Origin of the sequence: Aliarcobacter sp. (assembly GCF_041672065.1) — a bacterium.
Lineage (GTDB): Bacteria > Campylobacterota > Campylobacteria > Campylobacterales > Arcobacteraceae > Aliarcobacter > Aliarcobacter skirrowii.
In genome coordinates this window covers 1-16,030 of record NZ_JBAZAH010000016.1, presented here as the reverse complement: position 1 = coordinate 16,030, position 16,030 = coordinate 1, and the positions used below count along the sequence as shown (strand labels likewise).

At 26.7% G+C, this 16,030-nt stretch carries 16 protein-coding genes; 3 read left to right on the top strand and 13 right to left on the bottom strand.

The genetic code is table 11. The annotated features are described in order from the left end of the window. Window positions 1-10 precede the first annotated feature (10 nt). The 6 genes from WC168_RS04075 to WC168_RS04050 form a co-directional block, all read right to left on the bottom strand. Window positions 11-1,198, bottom strand: coding sequence for a type II secretion system F family protein (locus WC168_RS04075; protein ID WP_372617693.1), 1,188 nt, complete (start codon window positions 1,196-1,198; stop codon window positions 11-13). Then, window positions 1,185-2,555, bottom strand: coding sequence for a GspE/PulE family protein (locus tag WC168_RS04070; RefSeq protein ID WP_066159011.1), 1,371 nt, complete (start codon window positions 2,553-2,555; stop codon window positions 1,185-1,187). Before WC168_RS04070 ends, WC168_RS04075 begins: the two co-directional genes overlap by 14 nt. After that, entirely contained in the window at window positions 2,536-3,216 is a 681-nt protein-coding gene (locus WC168_RS04065) for a hypothetical protein (protein ID WP_066354787.1), read from the bottom strand. Before WC168_RS04065 ends, WC168_RS04070 begins: the two co-directional genes overlap by 20 nt. Continuing rightward, window positions 3,197-4,069, bottom strand: coding sequence for a hypothetical protein (locus tag WC168_RS04060; protein ID WP_372617690.1), 873 nt, complete (start codon window positions 4,067-4,069; stop codon window positions 3,197-3,199). Before WC168_RS04060 ends, WC168_RS04065 begins: the two co-directional genes overlap by 20 nt. Before the next feature lie 24 nt (window positions 4,070-4,093). Next, complete coding sequence (gene era, locus WC168_RS04055; protein WP_066349979.1) at window positions 4,094-4,978, bottom strand: GTPase Era; 885 nt, start codon at window positions 4,976-4,978, stop codon at window positions 4,094-4,096. 77 nt (window positions 4,979-5,055) lie between these two features. Then, on the bottom strand, window positions 5,056-6,558 hold the full coding sequence (locus WC168_RS04050) for a YifB family Mg chelatase-like AAA ATPase (protein ID WP_372617688.1): 1,503 nt from the start codon (window positions 6,556-6,558) through the stop codon (window positions 5,056-5,058). A 113-nt stretch (window positions 6,559-6,671) separates the two neighbouring features. Between WC168_RS04050 and WC168_RS04045 the strand changes: the two genes are divergently transcribed. From WC168_RS04045 to WC168_RS04035, 3 genes are read left to right on the top strand one after another with little or no spacing between them, the layout of a single operon-like run. Beyond that, on the top strand, window positions 6,672-8,462 hold the full coding sequence (locus WC168_RS04045; RefSeq protein WP_319087672.1) for a methyl-accepting chemotaxis protein: 1,791 nt from the start codon (window positions 6,672-6,674) through the stop codon (window positions 8,460-8,462). Between the two features lie 10 nt (window positions 8,463-8,472). Continuing rightward, window positions 8,473-8,868, top strand: a complete 396-nt coding sequence (locus WC168_RS04040; protein WP_372617686.1) for a PAS domain-containing protein — start codon at window positions 8,473-8,475, stop codon at window positions 8,866-8,868. A gap of 49 nt (window positions 8,869-8,917) precedes the next feature. Further along, window positions 8,918-9,292: a hypothetical protein gene (locus WC168_RS04035; protein WP_066158663.1), complete on the top strand. Its 375-nt coding sequence runs from the start codon at window positions 8,918-8,920 to the stop codon at window positions 9,290-9,292. 10 nt (window positions 9,293-9,302) lie between these two features. Here the strand turns inward: WC168_RS04035 and def are convergent, their stop codons facing one another. From def to WC168_RS04000, 7 genes are all read right to left on the bottom strand, one after another. Then, window positions 9,303-9,818: a peptide deformylase gene (gene def, locus WC168_RS04030; protein ID WP_066349843.1), complete on the bottom strand. Its 516-nt coding sequence runs from the start codon at window positions 9,816-9,818 to the stop codon at window positions 9,303-9,305. A 9-nt stretch (window positions 9,819-9,827) separates the two neighbouring features. Beyond that, window positions 9,828-10,412, bottom strand: a complete 585-nt coding sequence (gene clpP, locus WC168_RS04025) for an ATP-dependent Clp endopeptidase proteolytic subunit ClpP (RefSeq protein WP_066158668.1) — start codon at window positions 10,410-10,412, stop codon at window positions 9,828-9,830. A 15-nt stretch (window positions 10,413-10,427) separates the two neighbouring features. After that, a complete protein-coding gene (gene tig, locus WC168_RS04020; RefSeq protein ID WP_066158672.1) occupies window positions 10,428-11,726 on the bottom strand; it encodes a trigger factor in 1,299 nt (432 codons plus the stop codon). A gap of 92 nt (window positions 11,727-11,818) precedes the next feature. Next, window positions 11,819-12,958, bottom strand: a complete 1,140-nt coding sequence (ppk2, locus tag WC168_RS04015) for a polyphosphate kinase 2 (RefSeq protein WP_372617683.1) — start codon at window positions 12,956-12,958, stop codon at window positions 11,819-11,821. Continuing rightward, window positions 12,955-13,899 carry a polyphosphate kinase 2 gene (gene ppk2 / locus WC168_RS04010; protein WP_125296820.1) on the bottom strand — a complete coding sequence of 315 codons (945 nt, stop codon included), beginning with the start codon at window positions 13,897-13,899 and terminating at the stop codon, window positions 12,955-12,957. The genes ppk2 (WC168_RS04015) and ppk2 (WC168_RS04010) overlap by 4 nt, the downstream gene beginning before the upstream one ends. 24 nt (window positions 13,900-13,923) lie before the next feature. Continuing rightward, a complete protein-coding gene (nspC, locus tag WC168_RS04005; RefSeq protein ID WP_372617681.1) occupies window positions 13,924-15,072 on the bottom strand; it encodes a carboxynorspermidine decarboxylase in 1,149 nt (382 codons plus the stop codon). Window positions 15,073-15,074: 2 nt separating this feature from the next. Then, window positions 15,075-16,030 (bottom strand): saccharopine dehydrogenase family protein (locus WC168_RS04000; RefSeq protein ID WP_372617679.1); only part of this gene is annotated, 956 nt, incomplete at its 5' end.

Below are 16,030 nucleotides of genomic sequence, written 5' to 3'. Positions count from 1 at the left end.
AGAGTCCTTTTTATTTTATTAAACTTCCCATTTCCCAAATAGGTGTAAATATTGCTAATACTATAAATAAAATCATACTAGCAATTATTAGTAAAAATAGTGGCTGGATTATGGAAATCATAAGATTTACACTATTTTCAAATCTATGTTTATATATATTTTTTATCTCAGGAACAACAATCTCTAAACTATTTGTAACTTCACCTGTATTTAGCAGATTTAAAATAATATCATCAAAAATATTTACATCTTTAAAAGCAAAGCAAATACTCTTTCCATTTTCTAGCAAACTATCAATTACGCGGATTTTATCCAATAAATATTTATTCTTTACTAAAAGCTTACTATTTAAAAAAGCTTTGTGAAATTCATACTTTGATTTTTGCATAATATCCACTACTAAAAAAAGTTTATACAGCTGTAAATTTCTTAAAACTATTGAAAATATTGGAATATATTTAATAAATATATAATCTAAGAAATACTCAAATTTCTTACTAATTTTATATAAAAAAATTAAAAAAAGTATCAAAAAGGAAACAATTATAATAAAAATTAGAGAATACTCTTTAAAAAATATCTCCATATTTAATAATATTTTTGTGCTTTGTGGAAGATTCTCTATTTGATTTTGAAAAATAGATTTAAAACTTGGAATAACAAAACTAAAAATAATAAACAAAGAAGCTAAAAATGTAAAAAATAGAAAAATTGGATAGCCTAAGGCTTTATAAAAACTCTTTTTAATACTATCTTGCTCTTTTAAAAGATGATAAATAGCATCTACATTTCTAGCTAAATTTGAGCTATTTTGAGAGATATTTAAAAAATCTTTAACAAAATCTTCTATTACAAATTCATCTAATACTTCAGAAATTGGCATAGAGTTTGAGAGTGCATAATTCATAGCTTGTAAAAATTTTTGAGTTTTTTTATTCTTTTTTGATTTTATTAAAATATCTATTGCATCACTTACATTTATATTTGATTCAAGCATTAAATTTAACTCAAAAAAGATTAATAAAAGCTCTTTTTTAGGAACTCTAACCCTATTTTTAAATTTAATTTCAAATATTGATTTTTTTGCTTTTATAGTTAATATATCAAACTCTTTTTTTATTAATTCAAGTTCAATATCTGTTACAATTTGATTTTTTATTTCACCATTTTTTTGATATGTTATGTTATATTTTTTCATTTATACATACCAGTTTTTCAAGCTCTTCAATAGATGTTTCACTATTTTTTACTTTTAAAAGTCCATCATCAAGCATTGTTTTATAATTTATAGTTTTTAAATATTGCCAAAACTCTTGGCTGCTTGCTTTTTTAAAAATTAAAGATGCGATTATCTCATCTACAAGTAGAAGTTCTGCTATACAAACTCTTTCATAAAACTTTGTGTAGTTACACTTTTTGCAACCTTGTGCTTGGCAATATTTACAAAAACTCAAAACCAATCTTTGAGCTAGTGAAGCTTTAAGTGATGTTGAAATCAAATAAGGATCTGCTTGTAAATCAAGTAGTCTTGTAATAGTTTCTAATGAACTATTTGAGTGAATACTAGCAAGAACTAAATGACCTGTAAGTGAAGCTTGAAGAGCAATATCAAGAGAAAACTTATCTCTAATTTCACCAATAAAGATAATATCTGGATCTTGTCTTAAAATATTTTTCAAAACAAGTTCAAAACTAAGCCCTAACTTATTATCTACTGATATTTGATTGATTGAAGGGATTTTATACTCAACTGGATCTTCAACTGTGATTATCTTCTTATCTTCACTATTTAACTCTTTTAAAATTGAGTATAAAGTTGTAGTTTTTCCACTTCCTGTTGGTCCACTAATTAATATAAGTCCTGATTTTAATTTTAATATATTTTTTAAACTATCATAAATATTTTGGCTAAAACCCAAAGTTTGTAGTGATTTATCTATATTTTTATTATCCAAAATTCTTAAAACTATTGATTCAGCATCAATAGTTGGCATAGAAGAGAATCTAAAATCATACTTTTTATTCTCTATAACTCTTGAGAAGCGGCCATCTAGTGGCAAGCGTGTTTGTGTCATATCAAGATTACAAATTAATTTTATATAAGAGGAAATTATTTTAAAAAATTCAATCGAAAAACTAAAAAATATATTCAATTTTCCATCAATTCTAAACTTAAAAAGTGTCAAATTTTCATAAGATTCAATATGTATATCACTAGCTCTTTTCTCTATTGAAAATAGAATCAAACTATCCAAAAAACTAGCAGTTGATAGATTTTCACTATTTAATTTTAATGCATTTCTTGCTTTTTCATAAAGTGATATTTTTATTTCAATATCTAATAGTAGAAACAAAATCTCTCTTTTTTCAAATTTTTTAAAATTTATATGTTTTACAAAATTATGTTTAAAATTTAAAATATCAAAATCTTCACAAACAGCCAAAGTCAAAGATATACCATCTTCATAAATTGGTACTATCTCATTTTTTAAGAAAAATTCAACACCATATTTAGTAAATATTGAAAAATCTATTTTAGTTTTTAAAAGAGTCATATTGATGCACCTTTAGTTCTAATTTTTGATTTTCAAACTCCAATAAAACACTATTGTTATCTGAAATTTTTACTCTAAAATGTTTATAAAAACTATCATTTTCTATCCAAATATTATCTATTAAAACAAAGTTTCCAACAATCGCAGTAAGATTTGGTATCTTACTTTTTAAATCCTTTTTATCGCTTTTTTCTAAAATTAAATCTCTTATAATATTTTGTTTATTTTTTATATAATATTTTGAAAAATCTATATTTAAATCAAAAAAATAGTCATCAGATTTAATTTTTTTTAGACTAAAACTACTTATATTTGAGAAGTCATTAAATTTTTCAATATCTATTAAAAACTTAATCAAACTATTTTTTGATGATTTTGCAACCACTCTAATCTCATCTTTAAAATTCTCTATTTTTTGAATAAAAACCTTATTTTCATTTGCTATTTCGCCAATTTGTTTCGATATCTCTATTAATGGTGTACTATTTTTCTTATTTAAAATATCATAAATTTTAGAATCTTTATCTTCTAAACTATTTTTAAAAACAACATTATTAAAAATAGCAAATATTAAAAAAAATATTAAAATAGGAAGTAATACTAGCTGTGTTTTTGTTTTTATTTTGCTATTAATGAAGCTATTATTTAGATAATTTAACATCTATTTTTGCCCTAAAGATATCTTTATCATCTAAAAAATTTATTGAACTTTGCTCTATTTTGTTAAAACTATTTAAAAAATTATTAATATTATCTTTATTTGGAGATTCAACAACAATTTTTGCAAAATCTGTTTTATAATCAAAAATAATAATATCAACAAAGGTAGAGTTTGCATCTTTTAAAGTTTTATAAAATCTATCTTCAAAACTAACAAACTCATGATTTTTTAATATCATATTTGGATCTATATTTTTTAAAGCAAAATTTTTTTCATACTCATTTTTAAAATAACTTATTGAAAAAATTGTAAAAATAAAAATATATAAAACAAAAAGATAAAAACTAAAATCTTTTGATAAATTGACTCTTTTTAACTCCTGTTTATAGCTCTTTTTTGATTTTCTTAAAAAATCATCTTCTAGGATTTTTAAATCATCTTTTGATAAATTTTTTATATATTTAAAATCTATATTAAATTTTTTATCTAAAAATGTTAAAAGTTCAGAGTTTTCAATTTTTTGATTTATTTTTTGAAGGTAGTATAGTTTTTTATCTTTAAAAATTACAAAAAAATTCTCGCAAATAAATAAAGAAAATCCAATAAAATCGAACTCCTTTATCTCTTTTATAATCTCATACTCAAAATATTTAAAAGATTTATCCATAATAAAGAGTTGATACTCTTTTGTTTTTTCGACAAAATTTATATAAATTTTCTGATTTTTTTCAATTTTTATATTTTTTAGGTTTAAATTTGTTGATATATAATCTTTTAGAAAATTATCATTTATCTTCTCTTTTACCTCAAAATCAACAATAGTTATATCTAAAACTGTTGCGATAAAAGACAATTTAAACCCCCTTAAAAAATAAGTTTAACTATCGAATTCATACCCCATAGATTTTAAAGCATCTTTATTTTTTGTCCAATTTTTCTTTACACTAACAAATAACTCAAGAAAACATTTTTTACCACTAAGTTTTTCAATTTTTAATCTTGAAGCTTTCCCAATTCTTTTGATTGCTGTTGCATTTTGCCCAATAATCATACCTTTTTGGCTATCTTTTTGAACAATAATTTTTGCTTTTATTACATCAACATTTGGTTTCTCTTCAATTTTATTTATCATAACATCAGCTTCATAAGGAATCTCATCACTAATATTTTCAAAGATAGCCTCTCTAATAAACTCTTTGTATATATCTCTTAAATGTTCTGTTGTGATAATCTCTGGATCAAATAAATATGGATGAACTGGTAAATATTTTACAACCTCATCTAAAATATCAGATTTTTTAGTAGCTTTTTTTATAGATATTGGAATAATTGCCTCATATTTATCACTATATTTTTCATACTCTTTAAGTTTGCTCATAAGCTCTTCATTATTTACAAAATCTATTTTTGTAAGAAGTAAAATATGTTTTGTATTTTTTTTATTTTTCTCTAAAAAATCTTCATAATATTTTAAACTATCAGTTACTGGAGCTAAAAAAAGTATTAAATCACAATCTCCAATAGCTTTTAGTGCTTCATCAAGCATAAATTTGTTTAAAAGTTTTTCTGTCTCATGAATTCCTGGAGTATCTACAAAAACAATCTGGTCATCTTCATGCATAACTATAATATTTGATCTTTTTCTAGTTGCATTTGCTTTGTGTGAAACCATAGCAATCTTTTCACCAACAAGCCAGTTTAAAAGTGAACTTTTACCTGCATTTGGTCTTCCTACAACTGAAACGTATCCGCATTTTGTCATTAATTTGCCTTTTTTAATAAATAGTTATAATAGTAACATAATTTTAATTTCAAAATTAAGAAAAACTCCATTTATAACTACCTTCTTCTAAAATTTAAACTTTTTAATAAATCACTTTTAGTAATAAGTTCATTATTATTTATATCAGCAATAGTTCTTGCCACTTTTAAAACTTTATTTATACTTCTAAAAGATAAGCAGTAGTTAATTCTTGCTTTTTCAAGTATTTGCTTACTCTCATCATCTAAAATACAATATTTTTTTATATCCTCATCACTAAGCTTTCCATTTAACTCTTTTTGTCCTCTTTGCTTTTGTTTAATAAAAGCATTTATAACACTTTCATGAAGCTCTTTAGAGCTTACAATATTTTTATTATCATTAAAACTATCATTCATAACTAAATATAGATCAATCCTATCCAAAAATGGCTCGCTAAGCCTATTTTTATATCTTTGTATCTCTAAGCTATTGCATCTGCACTCTTTTACACTTGAAAGTAAATTTCCACAAGGACAAGGATTAAGTGCTGCTACAAATATAAACTTTGTCTCATAAACTATTTTATTATTTACCCTTGATATTAATATTTTATTATCCTCAAGTGGCTCTCTTAATGCTTCTAAAATATGATTTGGAAAGTGTGGTAATTCATCAAAAAATAAAATACCATTGTTGCTAAGAGCCACTTCTCCCATAGAGTTTGAACCGCCCAAAATTGAAGATTTTGTTGCAGTGTGATGAGGATTTCTAAAGGCTCTTATTGGTTTAAAATCAACTTCAAGCATATCAAGAGCTTGAAGTTTTGCTTTCTCTAAAATCTCTTCTAAACTCATAGGAGTTAAAATATACTGTAACCTTTTTGCAATCATAGATTTACCACAACCAGGACTTCCCTCCATAATAAAATTGTGATTCCCAGCAGCACAAATAATAGCTGCATACTTAGCCATATCTTGACCTAAAATATCACTAAAATCATTTAAATAGCTCTCATCATAGTAGTAAGTTTCATCATTTATAATAATTTTTTTATATGCTAAAATCTCATTTTGATATAAAAATTGCTCTTTTTTATCACTTTTTACAAAATTTATAGCATCATTTAAATTATCAACAACAAAAATCTCAATATTTGGAATATTTGCCAACTTTTTTGCACTCTCTTTACAAACAGCAACTTTTTTTAGCTCTCCTTGTTTTGCTAATGACAATACTATTGCAAATATGTGATTTGTATCTTTTATTTTACCATCAAGTGCTAACTCTCCAAAGAAAAATATATCATCAAAAAATAGCTTTGTTTCATTAAAAAGTGCAACTTGTAAAGCTATTGCTAAATCAAAATGCGTTCCCTTTTTACTCAATTCAGATGGTGAGAGGTTAATTGTTATTTTTAGAGGAGGAAATTTATAATCATTTGTTAAAAGTGAAGATTTAACTCTATCTTTTGACTCATTTATACTTGCACTTACCATTCCTACTATTGTAAAACTTGGCATTCCTCTTGTAAATGTTGATTCAACATCAACTACAGTTGCATCAATTGAAGATAGTGTTGCAGATTTTATAACTTTCATTATAGCCTCTTTAAGATTTTTTTGATTTTACAATATTTAAATAAATAATGCAAAAATGTATTTTTTATGATAGAATTTACACCTAAATCTTAATTTGGGCTAAAGGGGAAAATATGTCTACAAGTAAGAAGCTTTTTTTGACTATGTTTTTTAACATAATAACTTTGGTTTTTATAATTTCTACCTCATTTTTTATTGCTAAAAAAAATATTGAACTTATCATTAATAAAGATTTAGAAACTCTTGGTGAATCAATATACTCTTTAAGCTCTTTATATGCAAAAAATGATCCAAAAGGTTATGAAAAAGATGAGTTTAAAAATGCTATAAAAGCGATAAAAATTGGTAAAAGTGGTTATATATATTTTGTAGATAAAGATGGAAATATTACAATACATCCAACTATTGAAGGGAAAAACCTATCATCTTTAGATTTTATTAAAACAATAACTTCAAGTAATGAAGGAAGTGGCATAATAGAGTATTACACAGATGTAACAAATCAAGATAAAATCATATATTACAAATACATTCCTGAGTGGGAAATGTGGCTGGTTCCAGGTATAAACAAAGAGGACTATTTAGAAGATATATATTTTGAGTTCTTTTATAAAATTGTCCTTCTTGGTGCTTTAATTATTATTTTACAACTTTTTATATTTTTCTTTATTGCAAAAGGAATCACAAACAGAATAAAAGAGTTTTCTATGCACTTTAGAGAGTTTATAAATTTTATTACATATAAACAAAATAGAATTGATAAACGAGAGATAAAAGGTGATTGCGAATTCTCAACAATGACAAAAGATATAAATAGTGCAATTGATGAGTTTGATAATAAATTTAAAATTGATATGAGAGTTATTGGAGAGAGTGTTTTAACTTTTGATAAATTAAGAAAGGGTATATTTAGTTGTAGAGTAAAATCAGATAGTTCTAATCCTATGATTAATACATTGAAAAATACAATTAATGAAGCTATTGATGACTTAGAAACTTATATGAAAGATATTGAAAAAGTTCTTAAATCTTATAGTTTAAATGATTATAAAGATAGACTAAAAATTAGTAAGCAAATATCAAATCCATCGAACTTATTACAAGTTATGGAGGGTGTTAATAGTTTGGGAAATACTTTAGCAACTCAAGCTAAAAATGGGCTTGAAGATGGAAATGTATTAGAAAATAATTCACAAACATTAAAAAACTCACTTGAGAATTTAAGTTCAAAAATTACAAAACAGATTGAGAGTTTAAGAGAGACAACAGTAGCTGTACAAACAATTTCAGAAATTACAAAAAATAACTCTAAAAATACTAATGAGATGTCAAATCTAGCAGAAATTGTAAAACAAGCCGTTGAAGATGGTTATAAACTTGCAAACCAAACAACTCTATCTATGGATGAGATAAATGCTAAAGTTACAGCTATAAACGAAGCAATTACAATTATTGATCAAATAGCATTTCAAACAAATATTTTAAGCCTAAACGCTGCAGTTGAAGCGGCAACTGCTGGAGAAGCTGGAAAAGGTTTTGCAGTTGTTGCTGGTGAGGTGAGAAATCTAGCAAATAAAAGTGCAGAAGCAGCAAATGATATAAAAAATCTAGTTGAATTAGCTAATTCAAAAGCCTATGAAGGAAAATCAATATCTAGCAAAATGCAAGATGGATATAAAGCTCTACATTCTCATATATCACAAACTTTAAAAATTATTCAAAGCGTAAGTGATGCAGCAAATGAGCAAATGGTCGGAATTAATCAAGTTAATGAAACTATTACTATTTTAGATCAAATATCAAAAGAGAATGAAAAAGAGACAATACTTATAAATGATATATCAAATGTAGTTTCGCAAATGGCAGCTGAAGCATTAGAAGATGCTAAGAGTAAAAAGTTTTAAAGGATAATCTATGAGCAATAAAGAGAAAATTTTAGATGATTATGCGTTTTTAGTTAGTGAAACTGATGAAAAAGGTGTTATACGATTTGCAAACAGAGATTTTTGCACTATTGCTGAGTATGAAATTGAAGAACTAATTGGAAAACCTCATAATGTTGTAAGACATAAAGATATGCCAAAAGTTGCATTTAAAGATCTTTGGGAAACAGTTAAAAAAGGTAATATTTGGACAGGTTATGTAAAAAATGCTACAAAAAATGGTGACTTTTATTGGGTTTTTGCAACTGTTTATCCATTTATTTCATGCGATGGAACAAAAGGTTATCTATCTTGTAGAAGAAAAGCTTCAAGAGATGAGATTGAAAAAATGTCAAAAATTTATGAAGAGCTTATAAAACAAGAGTAAGTTAATTTAATATTACTAAGATATAATTTCAACAAAAATAGGAATTTTTATGTCAGAGATGATAAATTGTCCAGATTGTGGAAATGAAATCTTATCACAAATGGGTACAATTTGCCCAAATTGCAAATATACAGTTGGTTATTTTAATGGTGAAAAGAGAAGAAAAAATTATGGAAGATTTTTTGCTTTAACTATTTTTGCTCCATTTTTCTCAATTTTTACTGTTATTTTTACTCAAATAAATATTTATAGTTTTATAGCAGCAACTATTTTAGCAATTTATTTAGCATATAAATCTTGTCCGATAAATTTTAAAGATGTTTTTGTAACACTATTTGAAAAGTTTTTTTTCTGGTCTGTTTGGATTTTTATGAATAGTTTTTTATTAATTTTAATATTAAATATTATAAGTAAAAGATTATAAAAATAGTTAACTATTTTTTAGTCTTTTTTCTATTTTTATACTCTTTTTCAAATTTTTGTCTTTTTATAAAAGATAAATTTTCTATAAAAACATGCCCAGATAAGTGCTCCATCTCATGTTGCCAAGCAACAGCTAAAAAATCTTCGCACTCCATAACTTGTTTTTCTCCAAATCTATTAAAATACTCAACAATAATATGCTTTGCTCTGGTAATATCTTCATAAAATCCAGGAACACTTAAGCATCCCTCTTGATAAACTTGAACTCCATCTTTATGAGTAATTACTGGATTTATAGCCTCTATTAAATCATTTTTATCTTGTACATCATCTTGATTTGGAAGGTTTATTATAAGAACATTTAAAGGAACAGCAACTTGAATAGCAGCAAGTCCAACTCCAGAAGCATTCATCATCGTTTCATACATATCATCTAAAAGAGTGTGAAGTTCGCTATCAAACTTCACTACATCCTTTGATTTTGTTCGAAGTAATTTATTTGGATATGTAATTATCTCTCTAATCATCTATATCTCTTAATTGTGTCTTTCAATAACTTTATCAACAAGTCCATAATCACAAGCTTCTTGAGCACTCATAAAATTATCTCTATCTGTATCTTTTTCAATAGTTTTAACATCTTGACCAGTTTGAGAAGCCAATATAGAGTTCAAAGTATCTTTTAATCTTTGAATTTCTCGTGCTTGAATTTGAATATCAGTTGCCTGACCACGTGCGCCACCAAGTGGTTGATGAATCATAATTCTTGAATTTGGTAGAGAGTATCTTTTACCTTTTGTTCCTGAACTAAGTAAAAAAGCTCCCATAGATGCAGCTTGACCAATACAAATAGTACAAACATCTGGTTTTATGTAGTTCATAGTATCAAATATTGACATTCCACTTGTCACAACTCCACCTGGAGAGTTTATATATAAATATATATCTTTTTCTGGATCTTCAGCTTCTAAGAAAAGAAGTTGTGCAACAACTGTTGAAGATACTGCATCATTTATCTCTCCACTAAGCATGATGATTCTATCTTTTAAAAGTCGTGAATAAATATCATAACTTCGTTCACCTCGACCAGTTTTCTCAACTACATATGGTATATAACTCATCATTTATCCTAAAAATTATTTTGCTTTCTCATCAAAAAGTTTAGCAAGAACTTTCTCTTCTATCATTGACATTTTAATAGCAGGTAAATACCCAGCTTGTTGATATTGCTTAATTAACTCTTGTGGATTTTGTCCCATTTGTAAAGCTTCAAAATATAAAATTTGTGTAACTTCTTGATCATTTACTTCAACTTTTTCAGCTTTTGCTAAAGCATCAACAATAAATGTTGCTTTTACAGAATTAACAGCATCTTCTTTTAACTCTTCTCTTATTTTTTCAATTTTAGAAGCATCTTCTTTTAACTCATTGATTTGCTCTTCTGTAAAACTTCTTATTTTATTATTAAGTGCAAAATTAATCTCTTGCTCAACAACAGTTTTAGGTAGTGCAAAATTAATATTTTTTACTAAATTTTCAATAAACTTTGGTTTTAAATCTTCTCTATAGTAAGTAGCTTTTTCACCAGCAACCATCTGCTCTTTTATTCTATCTCTTAAAGTATCAACTGTTGCATCTTTTTCATTTGGAAGCATTTGTTTAGCAAACTCATCAGTAATTTCACCAGCTTTTCTCTCTTGAATTTCGTGAAGTTTTACTTTAAATACAGCCTCTTTACCAGCTAAATCTTTTGCTTGATACTCTTTTGGGAAAGTTACAACTACATCTTTCTCTTCTTCATATTTCATACCAATAACTTGATCTTCAAATCCTGGAATAAATGAACCTGTTCCTACTTGTAATGGATACTTTTCAGCTTTTCCACCTTCAAATGCAACACCATCTACAAATCCTTCAAAATCAATAACTGCAAAATCACCATCTTTTACTGCTCTTTTTCTTGCAATTTTTGTCAAAGGTGCTGATTGGCTTGCAATCTCTTCTATTCTTTCATCAATTTTTTTAGCATCAATCTCAATAGCTTTAACATCTGGTAATAGTTTTTTGTAATCACCTAAATCAATATTTGGTTTTGTAGCAACTGATATTTCAACTTCAATATCTCCATTATCTTTTTTATCAAATTTTGAAATTGTAGGCTCTCCGATTAGATCTTCATTTTTAACATTAAGCTCTTTTAATCCACTATTTAAAACATCTCGAATAGCTTCACCTTCAGCATCTTCTAAAAGTTTATCAGCATATCTTTGTTTTACAACTGCAACAGGAACTTTTCCTTTTCTAAATCCTTGAATATTCATAGTTTTAGCTGCTTGTGTAGCAACCTTATCAAGTTTTTTTTCAATGTTCTCTTTTTTTAATGTAGCAACTATCTCAATATTTGCTTCATCAACTCTATTTGTTTTAAATTCCATTAAATTTACTCCGAATTTTTAAATTTAGCAAATATTTTATCTAAAAGTTTATAAGGTTTTTATTAAGGTAAAAATAGCAAAGACAAAAGAGATTAATAATCTTTTGTCTTTCTCATTTGAAGTAACTCTTTTTGAACAGATATATTTACCTCTTCATTTGGTTCAAAATTTAAAGCATAATTTCTTCCATCATAATCAACAGAGTTTAATATAATTTTTAAAGCTTCAATTCTTGATAGATGTTTATTATCGCTTCTTACAATATGCCATGGTGCACTTCTTGAAGTAGTTCGTCTTAGCATTTCATATTTTTTCTCACTAAACTCATCCCATAAATCTTGAGCTTGCATATCAACTTCAGAGAATTTCCACTGTCTTAATGGATCATTAATTCTTCTATCAAATCTTCTTTTTTGTTCCTCTTTTGAAACAGAAAAATAAAGTTTGATTAAAATCATTCCTTGTCTTACTAAATCTTGCTCAAAATTCACAATATCTTCCATAAAAATCTCATGCTCTTCGGGTGTACAAAATCCAAAAACTGGCTCAACCATTGCACGATTGTACCAACTTCTATCAAATAATACTATCTCTCCACCAGTTGGAAAATGTTCAATATATTTTTGCATAAACCACTGATTTCTTTGAGTCTCTGTTGGTTTACCAAGAGCTACAACCCTATAGTGTTTATTATTCATATATCTAGTTATTCTTCTAATAGCCCCACCTTTTCCAGAAGCATCTCTTCCTTCAAAGATAATAATCATTCTTTTATTCTCTTTTTCAAGCCAATCTTGAAGTTTAATTAACTCAATTTGATATGGTTTTAACTCTTGTAAATCATAGATTTTTTGAATACCCTCTTCTAAAATTTCAGGTTGTATTGATTTATAATTTTTTAAAATAGATTTAAAAAATTCATTCTCTTCTTTTAATTTTTTAATCTCTTCACTAAAACTGTTTGTATTTACAGAAGAGTTATCTTTCGTTGCTTTTTGAGTTATTTTTATATTTTGCTTAACATCTTTTAATATCGAATCTTTAAAGTTTTCCATAAGTCTGTTTGCACCATCAAGAGTAAGTTTATCTCTTTTTTCATAACCCAATACTTTGACATATCTTTTTTTATCATACTGAAATCTAGCAATATATTTCTTTCCAAACTTTGGATGAGAATCTTTTGATATATATAATCCACTATAACTTGTTAAGTCAAAATCACTTAAATTCATCTATTTCCTTTTGAAACTTCTTGATTAAACTCCATATTTTCTATCTCTACTGCACCATTTAAAATAATTTTTCTATCAATTTTTAAAATATTATCATCTTTAGTTTTTTTATCATAAGATAGTGCATTTAAAATATGTCTAATACAATTTAATCTAGCTTTTTTCTTATTATCACTCTTTACAATTGTCCAAGGAGCAACAGGAGTATGAGAAGCTCTTAACATAGAGTATTTTGCAACTGTATACTTATCCCAAACTTTTTGGGCCTCTTTATCCATTGGAGATAATTTATACTGTTTTAATGGGTCACTATCTCTTTTTTTTAATCTTTTTTCTTGTTCTGATTTTGAAACAGAAAAATAAAACTTAAATAATATAACCCCTGATTCAACAAGCATTTTTTCAAACTCTGGAACATCTTTTAAAAATTGCAAATGTTCATCTTTTGTGCAAAATCCCATAACAGGTTCAACTCCTGCTCTATTGTACCAACTTCTATCAAATAAAACTATCTCTCCAGCACTTGGAAGATGCTGTACATATCTTTGAAAATACCATTGTGTTTTTTCAACATCACTTGGTTTCTCTAAAGCAACAACTCTTGCTCCTCTTGGATTTAAGTGCTCTGTTATTCTTTTTATTGTTCCACCTTTTCCAGCAGCATCTCTACCTTCAAAGATTACCAATACTTTTAAACCTTTTTCTTTAACATAATTTTGAAGTTTCAATAGCTCAATTTGCAAAAGTGTAAGTTGTTTTTGATACTCTAATGTATCTTTTTTTATCCAAACTTGAACTTTTGTTTCACCATCTTGAACTTTCTCTTTTAACTTTTTTCTAGGTCTAGTTTTATCCACTCCATGAGGAATATCATCTTTTGTATCAATCTCTGAATTATCATCCTCAAATGCGTGTCTAACTAAGCTTCTATCGTGTCCCATATACGTTCTCCCTATGTAATTTTATCAAGATAATCTTGATTTGTAATCATTATATCCAAAGTTTTTTATAATTTTATAATTATTATCTTTAGTTTTTATAACAATTGATGGTAATTTTATACCATTAAAAGTGGTTGTTTTTACCATTGTATAATGAATCATATCTTCTAAAATTATCTTATCACCCACTTTTAAAGGTTCATCAAAAGAGTAATCTCCAATAATATCTCCAGCCAAACAAGTATTTCCACCTAATCTATATGTATATTTTTTCTCAAATGCTACTGCACTATTTCTAATCATTGCACGATATGGCATAGCAAGAGTATCAGGCATATGAGCTTCTGCGCTTGTATCAAGAATTGCTAAATCCATTCCATTATTAACAATATCAAGCACAGTTGCCACTAAATAACCAGTTTGCCAACCAACTGCTTCACCTGGTTCCATATAAACTTCAAGATGAGGATATCTTGATTTAAAATCTTTTAAAAGATTAATCAATCCCTCAACATCATAATCAGCTCTTGTAATATGATGACCTCCTCCAAAATTTACCCATTTTAATTGAGAAAAATATTGAGAGAAATTTTTTTCAAAATTTGTTAAAGCACCCTTTAAAGCATCTACATTTTGTTCACAAAGTGCGTGAAAATGGAACCCTTCTAGATATTGTAGTTGTGATTCATCAAAATTTGCTTTTGTAATACCAAGTCTTGAATTTGGAGCACAAGGATTATATAAATCTACTTCAACACTTGAATACTCAGGATTTAATCTCACTCCTAAAGATACTTTTTTAAAAGCTTTATCTTTATATCTTTTTAACTGATTAAATGAGTTAAATATTAAATGATTTGAGATAGATATAATTTCATCTATCTCTTCATCTTTAAAAGCTGGACTATATGTATGAACTTCTTTTCCAAACTCCTCTTTCGCTAAAAGTGCTTCATGAAGACCAGAAGCACAACAACCTTTAAGATATTTTTTACATAAATCAAAAGTTGAATGCATAGCAAAACCTTTTAAAGCTAAAAGAATTTTAACTCCTGTTTCATCTTGAACTCTTTTTAAAAGTTTTAAATTTTTTTCTAAAAGTTCCTCTTCACAAACATAAGCTGGGCTTGGAAGCTTTTCAAAGCTATCAACTACTTCATAATTTTTATTCATAACTATTTCACATCAAGTTCAAGTATTTTCCAAGGAAGACCTTGAGTCATTAGCTCATCCATAAATGGTTTTGCATCAAACTCTTCTATATTAAATACACCTTTGTTTTTCCAAACACCTTTATATAAAAGTTTTGAACCAATCATTGCAGGAACTCCTGTTGTATAAGAAACTGCTTGTGCCCCAGTTTCTCTATAGCACTCTTGATGATCACAAACATTGTAGATGTAGACTTTTCTTGGTTTTCCATCTTTAATTCCTTCAATAATACATCCAATATTTGTTTTTCCAACAGTTCTAGGACCTAAAGATGCAGGATCTGGTAATAAAGTTTTTAAAAACTCTATTGGAATGATTTTTTGTCCTTGGTGTTCTACTGGCTCAATTCCTAACATTCCAACATTTTGTAAACAATTCATATGTTGAATATAAGAGTCTCCAAAAGTCATAAAAAATCTAATTCTTTTTAAACCTTTAATATTTTTAGATAATGACTCTAACTCTTCGTGATAAAGTAAGTATGAAGCCTTTACTCCAATTTCTGGATAGTCATGATCAACTCTAATTTCAAGTGGTTTTGTCTCAATCCACTCTCCATTTTCCCAATATCTTCCATTTGCACTTACTTCTCTAAGATTTATTTCTGGATTAAAGTTTGTAGCAAAAGCATAACCATGATCACCTGCATTACAATCCATAATATCTATATAGTGAATCTCATCAAAAAGATTTTGTTCTGCATATGCACAAAATACTCCTGTAACACCTGGGTCAAATCCTGAGCCTAAAAGTGCCATAATTCCAGCTTCTTTAAATTGAGCATCTCTTTCCCATTGAAGTTTATATTCAAACTTTGCTTCATCTGGATGTTCATAATTTGCTGTATCAACATAATCAACTTTACATTTTGTACAAGCATCCATAATTGTTAAATCTTGATATGGTAAAGCAACATTTA

Excerpts from the sequence above, each read along its gene's own strand:
- WC168_RS04040 (WP_372617686.1), top strand. The coding sequence starts at position 8,473 with ATGAGCAATAAAGAGAAAATTTTAGATGATTATGCGTTTTTAGTTAGT.
- WC168_RS04075 (WP_372617693.1), bottom strand. The coding sequence starts at position 1,198 with ATGAAAAAATATAACATAACATATCAAAAAAATGGTGAAATAAAAAAT.
- ppk2 (WP_372617683.1), bottom strand. The coding sequence starts at position 12,958 with ATGAATTTAAGTGATTTTGACTTAACAAGTTATAGTGGATTATATATA.
- def (WP_066349843.1), bottom strand. The coding sequence starts at position 9,818 with ATGATTAGAGAGATAATTACATATCCAAATAAATTACTTCGAACAAAA.
- era (WP_066349979.1), bottom strand. The coding sequence starts at position 4,978 with ATGACAAAATGCGGATACGTTTCAGTTGTAGGAAGACCAAATGCAGGT.
- nspC (WP_372617681.1), bottom strand. The coding sequence starts at position 15,072 with ATGAATAAAAATTATGAAGTAGTTGATAGCTTTGAAAAGCTTCCAAGC.
- WC168_RS04050 (WP_372617688.1), bottom strand. The coding sequence starts at position 6,558 with ATGAAAGTTATAAAATCTGCAACACTATCTTCAATTGATGCAACTGTA.
- WC168_RS04035 (WP_066158663.1), top strand. The coding sequence starts at position 8,918 with ATGTCAGAGATGATAAATTGTCCAGATTGTGGAAATGAAATCTTATCA.
- WC168_RS04065 (WP_066354787.1), bottom strand. The coding sequence starts at position 3,216 with ATGTTAAATTATCTAAATAATAGCTTCATTAATAGCAAAATAAAAACA.
- WC168_RS04045 (WP_319087672.1), top strand. The coding sequence starts at position 6,672 with ATGTCTACAAGTAAGAAGCTTTTTTTGACTATGTTTTTTAACATAATA.
- clpP (WP_066158668.1), bottom strand. The coding sequence starts at position 10,412 with ATGAGTTATATACCATATGTAGTTGAGAAAACTGGTCGAGGTGAACGA.
- tig (WP_066158672.1), bottom strand. The coding sequence starts at position 11,726 with ATGGAATTTAAAACAAATAGAGTTGATGAAGCAAATATTGAGATAGTT.
- WC168_RS04070 (WP_066159011.1), bottom strand. The coding sequence starts at position 2,555 with ATGACTCTTTTAAAAACTAAAATAGATTTTTCAATATTTACTAAATAT.
- ppk2 (WP_125296820.1), bottom strand. The coding sequence starts at position 13,899 with ATGGGACACGATAGAAGCTTAGTTAGACACGCATTTGAGGATGATAAT.